The 13,822-nt window shown below is 38.7% G+C and carries 15 protein-coding genes; 12 read left to right on the forward strand and 3 right to left on the reverse strand.

The genetic code is table 11. The annotated features are described in order from the left end of the window. Positions 1–2 precede the first annotated feature (2 nt). From AC1DXF_RS14740 to fcl, 12 genes are all read left to right on the forward strand, one after another. The gene (locus AC1DXF_RS14740; RefSeq protein WP_477449487.1) at positions 3–998 is read left to right on the forward strand and encodes a hypothetical protein; all 996 of its coding nucleotides are present in this window, start codon (positions 3–5) and stop codon (positions 996–998) included. Positions 999–1,018: 20 nt separating this feature from the next. Then, on the forward strand, positions 1,019–1,738 hold the full coding sequence (locus AC1DXF_RS14745; protein WP_477449488.1) for an acylneuraminate cytidylyltransferase family protein: 720 nt from the start codon (positions 1,019–1,021) through the stop codon (positions 1,736–1,738). A 57-nt stretch (positions 1,739–1,795) separates the two neighbouring features. Beyond that, a complete protein-coding gene (locus AC1DXF_RS14750) occupies positions 1,796–2,713 on the forward strand; it encodes a phosphoglycerate dehydrogenase (RefSeq protein WP_477449489.1) in 918 nt (305 codons plus the stop codon). Between the two features lie 8 nt (positions 2,714–2,721). After that, positions 2,722–3,714 carry a Gfo/Idh/MocA family protein gene (locus AC1DXF_RS14755; protein ID WP_477449490.1) on the forward strand — a complete coding sequence of 331 codons (993 nt, stop codon included), beginning with the start codon at positions 2,722–2,724 and terminating at the stop codon, positions 3,712–3,714. Between the two features lie 33 nt (positions 3,715–3,747). Next, positions 3,748–4,353 carry a D-sedoheptulose-7-phosphate isomerase gene (locus tag AC1DXF_RS14760; RefSeq protein WP_477364777.1) on the forward strand — a complete coding sequence of 202 codons (606 nt, stop codon included), beginning with the start codon at positions 3,748–3,750 and terminating at the stop codon, positions 4,351–4,353. Positions 4,354–4,362: 9 nt separating this feature from the next. Further along, positions 4,363–5,124, forward strand: coding sequence for an SDR family NAD(P)-dependent oxidoreductase (locus AC1DXF_RS14765; RefSeq protein ID WP_477449491.1), 762 nt, complete (start codon positions 4,363–4,365; stop codon positions 5,122–5,124). Further along, complete coding sequence (locus AC1DXF_RS14770) at positions 5,117–6,181, forward strand: AroB-related putative sugar phosphate phospholyase (cyclizing) (RefSeq protein ID WP_477449492.1); 1,065 nt, start codon at positions 5,117–5,119, stop codon at positions 6,179–6,181. The genes AC1DXF_RS14765 and AC1DXF_RS14770 overlap by 8 nt, the downstream gene beginning before the upstream one ends. Before the next feature lie 7 nt (positions 6,182–6,188). Then, on the forward strand, positions 6,189–6,641 hold the full coding sequence (locus AC1DXF_RS14775) for a NanQ anomerase/TabA/YiaL family protein (RefSeq protein ID WP_477449493.1): 453 nt from the start codon (positions 6,189–6,191) through the stop codon (positions 6,639–6,641). Between the two features lie 76 nt (positions 6,642–6,717). Next, entirely contained in the window at positions 6,718–7,389 is a 672-nt protein-coding gene (locus AC1DXF_RS14780; RefSeq protein ID WP_477449494.1) for a cyclase family protein, read from the forward strand. A gap of 31 nt (positions 7,390–7,420) precedes the next feature. Beyond that, a complete protein-coding gene (locus AC1DXF_RS14785; protein ID WP_477449495.1) occupies positions 7,421–8,500 on the forward strand; it encodes a hypothetical protein in 1,080 nt (359 codons plus the stop codon). Between the two features lie 197 nt (positions 8,501–8,697). Next, on the forward strand, positions 8,698–9,813 hold the full coding sequence (gene gmd, locus AC1DXF_RS14790; RefSeq protein ID WP_477449496.1) for a GDP-mannose 4,6-dehydratase: 1,116 nt from the start codon (positions 8,698–8,700) through the stop codon (positions 9,811–9,813). Between the two features lie 5 nt (positions 9,814–9,818). Then, positions 9,819–10,790, forward strand: a complete 972-nt coding sequence (gene fcl / locus AC1DXF_RS14795; protein ID WP_477449497.1) for a GDP-L-fucose synthase — start codon at positions 9,819–9,821, stop codon at positions 10,788–10,790. 224 nt (positions 10,791–11,014) lie between these two features. On the opposite strand, the gene AC1DXF_RS14800 is transcribed toward fcl, so the two are convergent. The 3 genes from AC1DXF_RS14800 to AC1DXF_RS14810 all read right to left on the reverse strand — a co-directional run bounded on the left by AC1DXF_RS14800 (position 11,015) and on the right by AC1DXF_RS14810 (position 13,821). Next, positions 11,015–11,794: a DUF5995 family protein gene (locus AC1DXF_RS14800; RefSeq protein ID WP_477449498.1), complete on the reverse strand. Its 780-nt coding sequence runs from the start codon at positions 11,792–11,794 to the stop codon at positions 11,015–11,017. Between the two features lie 124 nt (positions 11,795–11,918). Next, complete coding sequence (locus AC1DXF_RS14805; RefSeq protein ID WP_477449499.1) at positions 11,919–12,914, reverse strand: MBL fold metallo-hydrolase; 996 nt, start codon at positions 12,912–12,914, stop codon at positions 11,919–11,921. A gap of 76 nt (positions 12,915–12,990) precedes the next feature. Beyond that, the gene (locus AC1DXF_RS14810; protein ID WP_477449500.1) at positions 12,991–13,821 is read right to left on the reverse strand and encodes an alpha/beta hydrolase family protein; all 831 of its coding nucleotides are present in this window, start codon (positions 13,819–13,821) and stop codon (positions 12,991–12,993) included. Position 13,822: the final 1 nt, after the last annotated feature.

A 13,822-nucleotide genomic window follows, 5' to 3' on the forward strand; every position in this document is an offset into this window, starting at 1 on the left:
TCATGGGGAATAAAATATTAATAAAAACCGTTATTTACTTATTCGTAATATTTGGCATATGCCAAATACTTAATGTTGTATTTCCATCTAAAGCCATAGTAGTACAACGTAAATGGGTAAGTGACATTATGGCTGAAAAAGACACCATCCAATCGTTAACTTTTGGAAGATCACATGGTTTTGCTTTACATTATGATCATTGGGATTATAAGGGACAAAATTTGTCTTTGGGAGGAGAAGATATAGCTTCAATTAACTATAGTTTGAACTATTTTTTGCCTAAACTCACTAATTTGAAAGAAGTATTGATCTGTATTTCCTATTCTTCTTTATATTTTGATAACGAAGCGTTGTCAAATGGCAACCTAAATGATGCCCGTAAAGCACTTTACGCATCAATCCCTTCTTATAAATTAGTTTCGCCAAAAGACTATAACAATATGTTTTTTGGAAAGATGTTTGCTTTTATGCACGCCGACTATGGCTTCGAGGAATTTAAAAATCTTGTTAAAGGAAATAAAGAATTTACCGATAGTGATGAGAAAAAAACGGCGTTAGACTCTATTCATATTTTGGAGTCGGCTTCTATACAAGCATACGATCACAGCAAAGATAAAACCATTGCACTGGAGTATAATCCACACATTAGAGATGAGTATGTAAACCATCTTAAACAAATAGCCTCTCTTTTAAAATCTAAAAATATTGCCTGTGTTTTTTTTACCCCGCCCTATTATAAAGAATATACACGGCTTTATCCGCAGGCAGATATCAAAGAAACAGAAAAATTTATGCAACAAATTTGTAAAGAAACAGGCGCCGAGTATTATAATTTCTCAACTTATAAGCCAATTGCAAACGATATTAAATGGTTTTATAACGCAGACCATTTGAATGAACGTGGTGGAGAGTCATTTACAAAACTCTTTAATAAAATATTACGCAATAAAGCAACAATTAAAATGAGTGATTATCCTGATTTAAGAGTCGCTCGTTAAATATATTATTATCTCATTATATGAAATTAGGTAAAGTAATAGCTCATATACCCGCAAGGGGAGGAAGCAAAAGAGTACAGTCAAAAAATCTTAGGTATATGGATGGCAAACCGATGATTGCCTATAGCATTGAAAGCGGTTTGAATAGTAACTTATTAGATGAGGTATATGTAAACACCGATGATGATTCGATTGCGGCAATCGCTGAAAGTTTGAATTGCAAAGTATATCGGCGACCGGCGTTATTGGGTGGAGATGATGCGACGGGCGAGGATTTTACTTATGATTTTATTAATGCCAAAAATCCGGATACCTTGGTGCTCATTAATCCTGTTTGTCCTCTTATCAGGCAGATTGATATCCAGGGTGCACTCGAGGCATACGCAGCATCAGATGCGGACACACTTATTGGGTGCACACAAACACAAATGCAGTCATTTGTTAATAATGAACCGATAAATATTGTAGTTGACGGACCGCTTGCCCCATCGCAAAATAATCAGGTAATTACAATATGTAATTGGGCAGTAACTGTATGGAATGCAAATGTTTTTAGAAAATTGTACGAAAACAACCGCAGTGGATATTTTGGTATGAATAGGCTTTTTTGGCCCCTTGATCCATTAGTGGCAGTAAAGGTAAGCGAGGAAAAAGATTTTAGGCTTGCAGAAGCGCTGTTGATCGCCAGAAAATATCAGTCAACTCAAGATATTGCACCTAAGTACTGGGCAAAAGAATAAAGATGCGGTACATTTTAGTAGCACAACAATTGTAACAGAAAAATAATAATTTATACTATGAAAATATTAACCTCGCCCTCGTCTTTTGGCCAAGTTGGAAATGAACCTGTAGACCTACTTGTACAAAACGGTTACGAAGTAATTAATAATCCTTACAGCAGAAAACTAACAGAAGACGAGGTTATAGAGTTAGCTGCGGATTGTATTGGTATAGTAGCTGGCGTTGAACCACTCACCGCAAAGGTTATGGATGCGCTGCCTAAATTAAAATGTATTAGCCGGGTTGGTATTGGTATGGATAGTGTGGATTTGAGTTATGCCGCTAAAAAGGGCATAATTGTAACAAATACCCCGGATGGTCCAACGAGAGCTGTAGCTGAACTAACATTGGCCATGACACTTGCCCTGCTAAGGAAGATTCCTCAAGCTCATTATGATCTCAAAAATAAAGTTTGGAAAAAACAAGTAGGTAATCTTGTACTTAACAAGGTTGTTGGTGTTGTTGGTTTGGGGCGTATTGGTAAACTTGTATCTCAATTATTCAGAGGGATTGGAAATCCGGTGATTGGTTATGATCCTTATGCTGATAAGGAATGGGCGTTAAATAACGGCGTTGAAATTACAGATATGGAAACGTTATTGGCTAAAGCAGATATTCTGACTATCCATGTTCCGGGGAACGAGGACGGCTCGGCAGTTATAGGTGTCAATGAACTATCGATGATGAAATCTGGATCATTTTTAATAAATATATCGCGTGGAGGTATAGTTGATGAAGATGCATTATACAATTCCCTTGTGGCTAATAAATTAGCCGGTGCGGCAATTGATGTTTTTTCTACAGAGCCTTACGCAGGGCCCTTATGCGATCTTGATAATGTGGTGCTTACTCCTCATTTGGGTTCATATGCAGAAGAAGGGAAGTTGCTAATGGAAATTGACGCAGTAAAAAATTTAATTAACACACTAAAATAATACAATTGATGGATTATAAAGTTGGCATAATAGGCTATGGTGTAATGGGCAAAATTCGTCACCAGGCCATAGATGAAATTAAAAAAGGTACGGTGATAGCGATATCTGAACCCAATGCAGAATCGGAGGTGAAGGGGATTCCTAATATCAGTCATGAGGAGATTATTAATCATGCGGATATCGATATAATAATTGTTTGTACGCCTAATTTTTTAAATAAAGATTTAACTATAAGGGCATTGAACGCCGGTAAACATGTTTTTTGCGAGAAACCTCCAGCTTTCACCGGGGCTGATATACTCGAAGTAAAGCAGGCCGAAACTGAAAGTGGTAAAAAACTGATGTACGGATTTAATCATCGCCATCATGATAGCGTAATGCATATAAAAGAGCTTATTGATAGCGGCGAATATGGAAAAGTATTATGGTTACGTGGTCGTTACGGTAAAAGCGTTACAAGTGATTATTTTAACCAGTGGAGAGCTAAAAAGGAGTTAGCCGGGGGGGGGATTTTGATGGATCAGGGTATTCATATGCTTGATTTATTCCTGCACCTTTCTGGCGATTTTGATGTTGTCAAGGCAGAAGTTTCAAATTTATATTGGCATATGGATGTTGAGGATAATGCCTTTGTAATTCTCAAAGAATCAAGCACAGGCAAGGTGGCATCGCTTCATTCAACAATGTCGCAGTGGCGTCATTTGTTTTCATTGGAAATTTTCCTTGAAAAAGGATACATGGTACTAAATGGTCTTATAACATCCTCAATGTCATACGGTGAAGAAACACTTTCTATTGCCAAAAACAGATCCACTGCGCCTGCGGCTACTTGGAAAGATGAAGTTGTAACCAAGTACGTTGATAATAATAGCTGGCGTTATGAAATGAATCACTTTTTTGATTCAATTATTGACGATAAAGCTGTGACCATCGGTAATTCAGATGATGCATACAAACTGATGCGTATTATAGATAAAGTATACGAACAAAAAGAGTTTTAATCATAACTTATAAAACATAAAAAATCTATTACAATGGAAAGACAAGAAAAAGTTAAAAGCTATCTGGGCGATTATATTACCCGCTTGACAGATATCTTAAATAAAATTGAGGTTGCGAAACTTGAGCAGGTAATTACAGCCATGATCACTGCCTTTAAAAACGGCAATACCATTTATGTTGTTGGCAATGGCGGCAGTGCTGCTACTGCATCGCACATGCAGGCTGATTTTAGGTTTTTCGTTCGTTATTTCTCTAAATTTCGTCCGAAAATAATTGCTTTAACTGATAACGTACCCATGATTACCGCCATTGGTAACGACAATAATTTCGACGACGTTTTTGTTGAGCAAATGCGCGGGCAGTTTGTTTCTGGCGATGTTTTAATCGCAATATCAGCAAGCGGCAATTCCCCTAACCTGGTTAAGGCAGCGGAGTATGCTAATGAATTGGGGGGCACCTCCATTGCGTTTGTAGGCTTTTTGGGCGGAAAATTGAATGATATATCGTCGATATCGCTATATACACCCAACCCTAAGGGAGATTATGGCCCGATTGAAGATGTTCACATGATTTTAAATCACGTCATCGTTAACTACCTTTCAACAGATGAGGAATTTTTAGCACTTACCGCTAAATAATCAATCACTATGGATAGTATATCTAACGTTAAAATTGATTTTACAGGAAAAATAGCGCTTATAACAGGCGGTACCAGGGGAATCGGAAAGGCTATTGCAGATCGCTTTCTTGATGCTGGTTGCTCTGTAATTTTAACGGGTACGAATGCATCGGAAATCGATCAGCTAAATGCCAATAACAATGTTGAAAGAATAAGTTATTTACAACTTGATTTTACCAATCAGCAATCAGTTGAGCAATTTTTATTAAAGCTAAATAAATTTGATAAGATAGATGTGCTCATAAATAACGCGGGAATTAACAAGGTTGCACTTAACGTAGATACTACCGACGCCGATTTTGATTTGCTTCATAGCGTTAATGTAAAGGGCCCATATGTGCTTTGCCGGGAAGTGAGCAAGGTCATGAAAAAGAACGGGTACGGACGAATAGTTAATATCACATCCATTTGGAGCGCTATTACCCGGCCCGGTAGGTCTGTTTACGCCACCAATAAAAACGCAATTGTTGGGCTTACCAAAACATTGGCGGTTGAGTTAGGAAAGGATAACATATTGGTAAACGCAGTAGGGCCGGGGTTTACACTTACCGAACTTACGGCAACTACAAATTCTGCCGACGATTTGCAGAAGCTGACAGAAATAATTCCAATGAACAGAATGGCCCAGCCAGTAGAAATAGCCAATGTTATACTTTTTTTAAGTAGTGATTTAAATAGTTATTTAACTGGTCAAAATATAATTGTTGACGGAGGATATACCAATGTATAATTTTAAAATAAAATCAATTGTTCACGACTATAGTGTACAGTTTATCGATGATACTCAAGCTGTATTACTTCAGCAACTTAAAGAAGGTGATGTAATTATCATCGATAATAAAATAAAAGAGCTGTATAAAGATATGCTTCAGCCTGTACTTGATTTGTATTGGCATATTGGTATTGATGCTTCGGAAAACGTTAAAAGTTATCAGGGTGTGATGCCCATCATTGAAAGCCTGATAGATAATGGTTTCAGAAAAAATCACAGGTTAATAGCTATTGGTGGGGGAATAACTCAGGATGCTACAGCGTTTATAGCATCAATTATGTACCGTGGTGTTGATTGGTACTTTTTTCCTACCTCGTTGCTTGCTCAGGGGGATAGTTGCATCGGAAGTAAAACCTCTATTAATTTTAACAAATACAAAAATCAACTCGGAGGCTTTTATCCGCCAAATGAAATATTTATTAACCTGGAATTTTTAAATACGCTTTCATTATGGGATTTAAAATCAGGAATGGGCGAAATGTGCCATTATTTCATCGTATCTGGCGAAGAGGACTTTACAAGATTTAAAAATGAATATGCGCAAGCCCTTGTTGATAAAAAAGTTTTAGCCGGGATCATAAACAGAAGCCTGGAGATAAAGAAGGGGTATATTGAAAGAGACGAGTTTGACAAAAACGAACGTCTTGTATTTAATTACGGGCATTCATTTGGACACGCTATTGAATCACTGACCAATTATCGCATTCCACACGGAATTGCAGTAAGTTATGGTATGGATATGGCTAACTTCGTATCAGTAAAATTGGGGTATATCGATAATTCAATACGCCAAAATATCAGGGAGCTGTTACAGCAGATATGGGCGGGAACTACTATCAACGATATCTCGCTCGATACGTTTGCATCTGCATTAAGCAAAGACAAAAAGAACGTTGGTAAAATATTAGGCCTGATTCTTAATAAAGGTTATGGGAAAATATTTAAGGACATGAGACCCATGGACGAACAGTTCATAGGGTGGTTAAACGAGTATTTTACAAACGAATTAAACTAAGCATACGATGATAGTTGATAAATTAAAGAACATTGATATTTATAAAGGCGTCTCTGCTGACATTTATTTAGGGCTGCAATATTTAAAAAATGCTACTGCTGATATTGAAGTGGGCACTTACCCGATCAATGAAAACGTGAAAGCTATTGTTAGCGAATACTATACTGTTGAAAAATTTGAACGGGGCTACGAAGCTCATAAACATGTGATTGACATTCAGTATCCTATCAGAGGCCTCGAACGAGTTAAATGGTCGCCTATTGAAGGTATGAATGTAAACATCCCTTATAGTGAGGAGCATGACCGCACTTTTTACAAAGATCCTTCACCCCGTGGAACACACGTAGATATTGGCGAAGGTATATTTGCCATTATGTTTCCAGAAGATGGTCATGGCCCACAACACTTTGTTGACGAGCCGCAGTTCATTAAAAAGATAACGATAAAAATAGCTATTTAACAGGAAGAAAGAACATCCTAATAACAGAATGTAATTTTGATTTATTAAAAATTGCAGGGTTAAACAATACCTCCTCATGAACATCCGCCTTTCTCATATTATTTCTCAAAACACGCCCTCTTATGGTAATAGGGACAAAATATTTATCAGAGATAATTCATCTATTAAAAAGGGTGATTCAGCAAATAGCTCATGTTGGATATTTTCAAATAATCACATAGGCACTCATATCGATTCAGCTCATCATTTTTGCGAAAATGGAAAAAAAACATTTGAAATTCCGATAGATGATTTTTTCTTCAACAATGTTTGCCTGGTAGACATACCCTGTACAAATGCTCAATTAATTTCGAGTAAACATTTTGAGAGTATTAAGTCAATTGACAAAAATGTCGATCTCCTTTTAATAAGAACGGGTTTCGAGAATTTTAGGCATGAAGATCGATATTGGAATGATTGCCCCGGTTTGTCTGCGGAACTCGCCGATTATTTAAGAAGCAATTTCTCTAAATTACGATGCGTAGGGTTTGATTTTATATCTCTTACATCATGGCAGTACAGGCAGGAAGGCCGATTGAGTCATTTGAATTTTCTTTGCCCCACCGGGGATAAAAAGAGTTTACTGGTTATCGAAGACATGGCATTGAATGCTATAAATATGCCGTTAAGTCAAGTAATMGTAGCGCCCATATTTGTTGAGGATGGTAATGGAGGCGCTGTAACCGTTTTTGGAACATACAATACTTAGCAGCAATAATTGGTTTGAATATAAATTTAGCATGAAAAATTTAATAAAGAAGGGAAAATCGATTATTGCTACAGATGGGGTTAATGTGTTTTTTGCACGTTTGGTTAAATATTGCATTGTAAAATTTAAGCGCTTATTTCAAAAAACCGACAATGTAAATCTCGAAAAGTGGAAAGCTCTTAAAGGCAAATACAAAGGAAAGCGGGTGTTTGTGATTGGTGCCGGACCAAGTATTAATAGAACGCCTTTACACTTGTTGAAGGGAGAATATACCTTGTGTTTCAATCGTATAAATCTTTTATATGAAAGATTAAACTGGTTGCCTAATTTCTATTTGGTGACCGATGATTTGAAGCTTAAGGAGATCCACGAAGAAATAGCAACTGAAATTCTACCAGCTGTTGAGCTTGCTTTTTTTCCTGATTTACATCCGTCAAATGTAGATTTTACAAAGTATCTTCCTGAGTCGTCAAAAATTCACTGGCTTTACATGGATGAACCGCAATATACGCTTGACTTGCCAAAATGTGGTATCAACAAAACCGTTGTTAACGGGGGCTTGCAAATAATGTCATATCTTGGATTCGATGAAATTTATATGTTGGGTGTTGATATGACATTTGCGAAACGAAATGTATCAAAAATAAGCGAAAGAGATTGGGTAGGAAAAAAAGATGATGATCCTAACCATTTTGATCCACGTTATGATGGGAAAGGGATGGCATATCGTAACCCTACGCTTGATGACATGCTGGATCACTTTGCAACAGGTCGTATCTTTTTTGATAAGCACGGGCAAAAAGTTTATAATGCATCCTATGGTGGAGTAATGGAGGAATATCCGCGGGTTAACCTTATAGATGTTTTGGGACTAACAGAAGATCAGCAATTTAAACTGTTTGTGGATTTGGTTATTCCAGGTTCAACATATAAAACGTTCGAAGAGGCTTTCGGGAGCTATCCAATAATAACCGATAAAGACGAATATAATTTAGAGTTAGGTGATTTTATTTGTACAACAGATATTGCTATAAGCGTTATTCCGAAAGCTATTTTTGATTACATACCATTTGGTCCTTGCCAAAACAAATATGTGTTCAAAAAAAGATAAAGGTTATCTTAATTATAAAGAGAATGTATGATTTTAAGATCTAAGTTATATGTATTCACAATTTATAATTTTGTCAAAAAAAAACAAATTCAATGTTTTATTTGAATGTTTTTTATCTTAAATATGTAAAATATTAATTTTTTTGCTAGATTAACAACTAAATCCTTAATTAACATTTAATAAAATTATTAAAATATATGTCGAAAGTAGCATTAATCACTGGGATAACCGGTCAGGATGGGGCTTATTTAACCGAGTTGTTATTATCAAAAGGATATGATGTGCACGGTATTAAAAGAAGAAGCTCTTTATTTAATACCGATAGGATTGATCACTTGTACCAGGATCCGCATGATACAAACGTACGCCTCACATTACACTACGGTGATCTGAGCGATTCAACCAATTTGATCAGGATTATCCAACAAGTACAGCCTGATGAGATATATAACCTGGGCGCAATGTCGCATGTTAAGGTTAGTTTTGATACTCCCGAATATACCGCAAATGCAGATGGCATTGGTACCCTTCGGTTATTGGAAGCTATCAGGATATTAGGGCTGGAGAAGAAAACAAAAATATACCAGGCATCTACATCTGAGTTGTATGGTTTAGTTCAGGCAGTCCCACAGTCAGAAACTACACCTTTTTACCCTCGTTCACCCTACGCAGTAGCAAAAATGTATGCTTATTGGATTACGGTGAACTATCGCGAGGCTTATGGCATTTATGCTTGTAATGGCATATTGTTTAACCATGAGAGTCCGCTGCGGGGCGAAACATTTGTAACCCGCAAAATTACTCGTGCTACATCTAAAATAGCGATGGGTTTACAGGATAAATTATACCTGGGTAATCTTGATGCACAACGCGATTGGGGGCATGCCAAGGATTACGTGGAGGCTATGTATTTGATATTGCAGCAGGAAACTCCTACGGATTATGTAATTGCAACCGGCGTAACTACACGCGTACGCGAATTTGTTAGAATGGCTTTTGCAGAAGTAGGTATAACAATTGAATTTAAAGGCGAAGGAGTTGATGAAAAAGGCTACGTTGTATCGTGCGATTCTCCCGATTTTCAGGTTGAAATTGGTAAAGAAGTTGTGGCTGTCGACCCTAAATATTTCCGCCCGACAGAGGTTGAATTACTTATAGGCGACCCTACAAAATCAAAAACCGTGTTAGGGTGGACACCCAAATATGATTTGAAAATGTTGGTAGAAGACATGATGACTGCAGATGTTAACCATTTCCGCAAAGAGAAATTGCTAAAAGAATCTGGTTATACAATTAAAAACCAATTTGAATAATCCCAATGAATAAAGACGCTAAAATATATATTGCTGGCCATCGTGGAATGGTTGGCTCGGCAATATATCGCAAGCTGGTTAAAGAGGGTTTTAGCAATTTTGTTACCCGCACTTCTGATACCCTTGATTTAAGGAATCAGCAGCAGGTAGCGGATTTTTTTGCTGAAGAAAAACCCGAGTATGTTTTTCTTGCTGCTGCCAAAGTTGGGGGGATAGTAGCCAATAATACATATCGGGCCGAATTTTTGTACGATAATTTACAAATTCAGAATAATATCATCCATCAGTCATACCTTAATGGTGTTAAAAAGCTAATGTTTTTGGGGTCAAGCTGTATTTACCCCAAAATGGCGCCACAACCTTTAAAGGAGGAATATTTGCTTACCGGACTGTTGGAGCAAACCAATGAACCGTATGCGATCGCTAAGATAGCAGGTATCAAAATGTGTGATGCTTATCGTGCCCAATATGGATGTAATTATATTTCGGTAATGCCTACCAATTTATATGGTTATAATGACAATTATCATCCGCAAAACTCGCACGTTTTACCGGCACTCATACGTCGTTTTCATGAAGCAAAAGAGGAAAATGCTCCAACGGTAACTATATGGGGTACCGGATCTCCAAAGCGCGAGTTTTTATTTGCAGACGATCTTGCCGAAGCATGTTATTATCTAATGCAAAACTACAATGAAGAAGGATTAGTTAATATAGGAACCGGGGAGGATGTTTCTATCAAAGATCTTGCGTTATTAATTAAAGAGATTGTTGGTTATCAGGGTGATATCGATTTTGATGTTACAAAACCCGATGGAACGCCTCGTAAATTAATGGACGTTACCAAACTTCATAGCCAGGGATGGAAACATACTGTTGAATTAAATGAGGGAATTAAATTAGCCTACAACGATTTTTTAACGAAATTAAATGGGCAAAATGCAGATAGTAATTTGCTTACTAAACCGGTTAAATAATGCTTATTTGGCAGAGCGAAATTTAAACTCAAATGTTAAAGGAAACCCACATTATTGAAATAGTAATGTGGGTTTTTTGGTAATAGGATACGCGTAATCGGCGCGACCATTTACCAGCCATTGTGAACTATGCTTTGAAAATCTCTAAATCTGCTTGCTCAATTGTATGTAACCTGAAATTTTCGGTATTTTATATCTATACCAGGGTAATTGCAAGTGCTAAATTAGTTCACCTTCAAATACGCTTTCCTATATTCATTTAATACCCTGGTTATCCTGGATGGGTTCCGCCATTCAAACACGTGGATAAGCCATACGGTGAAACTTAATAAACCTACCGGGGCAACAATACCAAGGCCAAGTTTGGTGATATCGGCATCACGGCTGGTTACCAGGTTAAGGTAATCCTGGCCGGTTCGCCCGTAAAGGTCTTCGGCAAAGCACCAGGCGCCGTCCCTGGCGTTACCAAGCGCAAATTGAATAAGTATGGAGTTGTTTTGCGCGTGCAAACCGGCTAACGACATTAAGGGCGATACCTGGTTAAGCTCGTTGATAACCTCATAAGTGAGGGCCGACAGGATGGTATTGATGGCATTAAAATCGTTATGCACCTTTGCCAACGGCTGGTTAAAGTCCCGGGCGGTTTCAACTACTGCAACGCCCAAATCAAAGTTTATGTGCGCGTTCATGCCAATAAGCAAGTGCTGCAGCACCATTTTCGACCGTTTATTAAATATGCTGAAAGCCAGCGTCCATGATGCCGATGGTTGCTGTTTTTGCTGCCATTGATGATAGGCCGTAATATAACGGCTTGCAAAAGTAACATCCAGTTGCTCCATTCTTTTGCTATCCTCAAACTCGCCGGCCAATATGCCCTCCTTTACTTTACAGGTTACTTTGTGGTATAAAGCTGCAAAATATCCCGCCCGGCTGCCGGTTTGTATGGCATCGGCAATGATGATTTCCAGTTCGGTTATGATTTGATCAATGGTAGTAGCTTCCATGGTGTATATCGATAAGTTTAGGGCAGATTAATTAACCTTAAAGATAGCGCAAAAAACAGGATGAACAATACGCCGTTCAATTACTTTTGGGCAGGTGCAGAAGCGTGGTTGTTATATATTGTGGCTACATAAACTTTTTCCACCAGGCCGAGTTATAAGGGCCTTTAACTTCGGTGGGCTTGCCGGGTTCGGGTATAAAAAGATCTATCTTTTTTTCTTTGGCAAACTGTTCCAAACGTTCAACCGGCTCGTACCAGGCATGCGGGGCAAGGTTAAATGTACCGTAGTGTATGGGCATCATCAATTTGCCTTTCAGGGCGATATGGGCGTTGGAGGCATGATCGGGCCCCATGTGAATATCAGGCCAGAATTTGCCGTAGGCGCCTACCTCAAGCATCGTCAAATCAAACGGGCCAAAGGCCTCGCCAATCTCGGCAAAGCTTGGCGACCAGCCCGAATCGGCGCCAAAATAAATATTATGTTTCGGGCCTTTTATTACAAAGCTTGCCCAAAGGGTTTCATTACGATGTACCACGCCACGGCCCGAAAAATGCCTTGATGGGGTTGACGTAATAACAACCTGGTTGCCTATCAGTACGCTATCGCCCCAATCCATCTCATTAATGAAGTTTTTAAGAATCCCCCATTTTTCAAGATACTGGCCTACACCAACCGAACAGTAAAAAGGAATTGATGAGCCTGCAAAAAATTTAATGGTATCCTTATCCAGGTGGTCGTAATGATCATGCGACAGGATAATAGCATCCAGTGGGGGGAGGCTTTTTAATTCAATTGGCGGTTTAAAAAAACGTTTAGGACCAAAATGTTTAGAGAATGATGCCCTATCGCCCCAAACCGGGTCGGTTAAAATACACTTGCCATCTATTTCAATCAATATGCTGGAATGGCCAACCCAGGTAATACGCAGGCCGCTTTCGGGCGGCTTATTGTAAATAGCTATATCGGTTGTAAACGGGCCAATTTGTTTTTTTGGAGAGTTTTCGGCCTTATTGCCCATATACTCGCGTAAAATGGGAATCATTTTGCCGAAACCTGCCTCGTCGGTAGGGATAACGTTGATATATTTTTTTGCCCTTTTGCGGGATCCTTCTAAACTCATGGAAACAATAATAGTACTTATGCAGGTTGTGACAGTTTTAACACGAAAAAGTTACGATAGATTGTTGTTGGCGGTTTTATTTACTTAAAAATGATATTACCCTGTCGCAAAATGTAACCAGTGATGTTGGTAAAACATCGTTTAAATAAGGGTGGGCACCGCCAAAAGTATGATCGCCGCCAGGCAAAATAAAAAATTCAGCATCAGGGTGCGCGGCATATAGTTCTTCTGCGTGGCTTAGCGGTACGGTAGGGTCTGCGTTACCGTGCATTAGCAGCCAGGGTTGTTTAACCTTAGTTGCCTGCGCCAATATGTCGAGGCGTTTAGGATACTTATCCAGATCGCCCAGCAAGGTAGATTTTAAGGGCATTTGTTGCCCTGTACGCTTGTTAGGCATGTATATAATACCCTGTAGCCGCCATTGTATCTCTATTTCTTCGGGCCAAAGATTATAAAAGCTTGATATAGATGCCATGGTAACCAGCTTTTTTATCCGGCTGTCTTCGGCCGATTTGATGATACTGATGCCGCCGCCCATGCTATGGCCTATCAGGTATACCCCATTTGCCGCCGCCATGCCCGATCCGCTGCAGGCAAAATCAATAATGGTATCCAGATCTTCCAGCTCTATCGAAAATGTATTATCGCTAAAGGCTATCAGATCGGTAAAATCAAGGGGGGTATCGGGTGTTGTGCCGTTGTGCGAAAAGTTGAACTTCAGGTATTTAAAACCAGCGTTGGCAAAGTAGCCGGCCACTAAATTATGCGTGCCCCAATCTTTAAAACCTTTAAAGCCATGTGCGAAGATAACTACAGGTGCGTTTTTAAAAGCGTCATCGTAAGTTACATCTATGAGCATGGGCCTGCCTTTGGCGCCAGGGAGGGTGTAATTATCTTTGCGGATCATT

It is taken from the genome of Mucilaginibacter sp. P2_A5 (genome assembly GCF_056404995.1).

Bases quoted from the DNA above. Each gene is read 5' to 3' on its own strand.
- AC1DXF_RS14740 (WP_477449487.1), top strand. From the start codon at position 3: ATGGGGAATAAAATATTAATAAAAACCGTTATTTACTTATTCGTAATA.
- AC1DXF_RS14745 (WP_477449488.1), top strand. From the start codon at position 1,019: ATGAAATTAGGTAAAGTAATAGCTCATATACCCGCAAGGGGAGGAAGC.
- AC1DXF_RS14750 (WP_477449489.1), top strand. From the start codon at position 1,796: ATGAAAATATTAACCTCGCCCTCGTCTTTTGGCCAAGTTGGAAATGAA.
- AC1DXF_RS14755 (WP_477449490.1), top strand. From the start codon at position 2,722: ATGGATTATAAAGTTGGCATAATAGGCTATGGTGTAATGGGCAAAATT.
- AC1DXF_RS14760 (WP_477364777.1), top strand. From the start codon at position 3,748: ATGGAAAGACAAGAAAAAGTTAAAAGCTATCTGGGCGATTATATTACC.
- AC1DXF_RS14765 (WP_477449491.1), top strand. From the start codon at position 4,363: ATGGATAGTATATCTAACGTTAAAATTGATTTTACAGGAAAAATAGCG.
- AC1DXF_RS14770 (WP_477449492.1), top strand. From the start codon at position 5,117: ATGTATAATTTTAAAATAAAATCAATTGTTCACGACTATAGTGTACAG.
- AC1DXF_RS14775 (WP_477449493.1), top strand. From the start codon at position 6,189: ATGATAGTTGATAAATTAAAGAACATTGATATTTATAAAGGCGTCTCT.
- AC1DXF_RS14785 (WP_477449495.1), top strand. From the start codon at position 7,421: ATGAAAAATTTAATAAAGAAGGGAAAATCGATTATTGCTACAGATGGG.
- gmd (WP_477449496.1), top strand. From the start codon at position 8,698: ATGTCGAAAGTAGCATTAATCACTGGGATAACCGGTCAGGATGGGGCT.
- fcl (WP_477449497.1), top strand. From the start codon at position 9,819: ATGAATAAAGACGCTAAAATATATATTGCTGGCCATCGTGGAATGGTT.
- AC1DXF_RS14800 (WP_477449498.1), bottom strand. From the start codon at position 11,794: ATGGAAGCTACTACCATTGATCAAATCATAACCGAACTGGAAATCATC.
- AC1DXF_RS14805 (WP_477449499.1), bottom strand. From the start codon at position 12,914: ATGAGTTTAGAAGGATCCCGCAAAAGGGCAAAAAAATATATCAACGTT.
- AC1DXF_RS14810 (WP_477449500.1), bottom strand. From the start codon at position 13,821: ATGATCCGCAAAGATAATTACACCCTCCCTGGCGCCAAAGGCAGGCCC.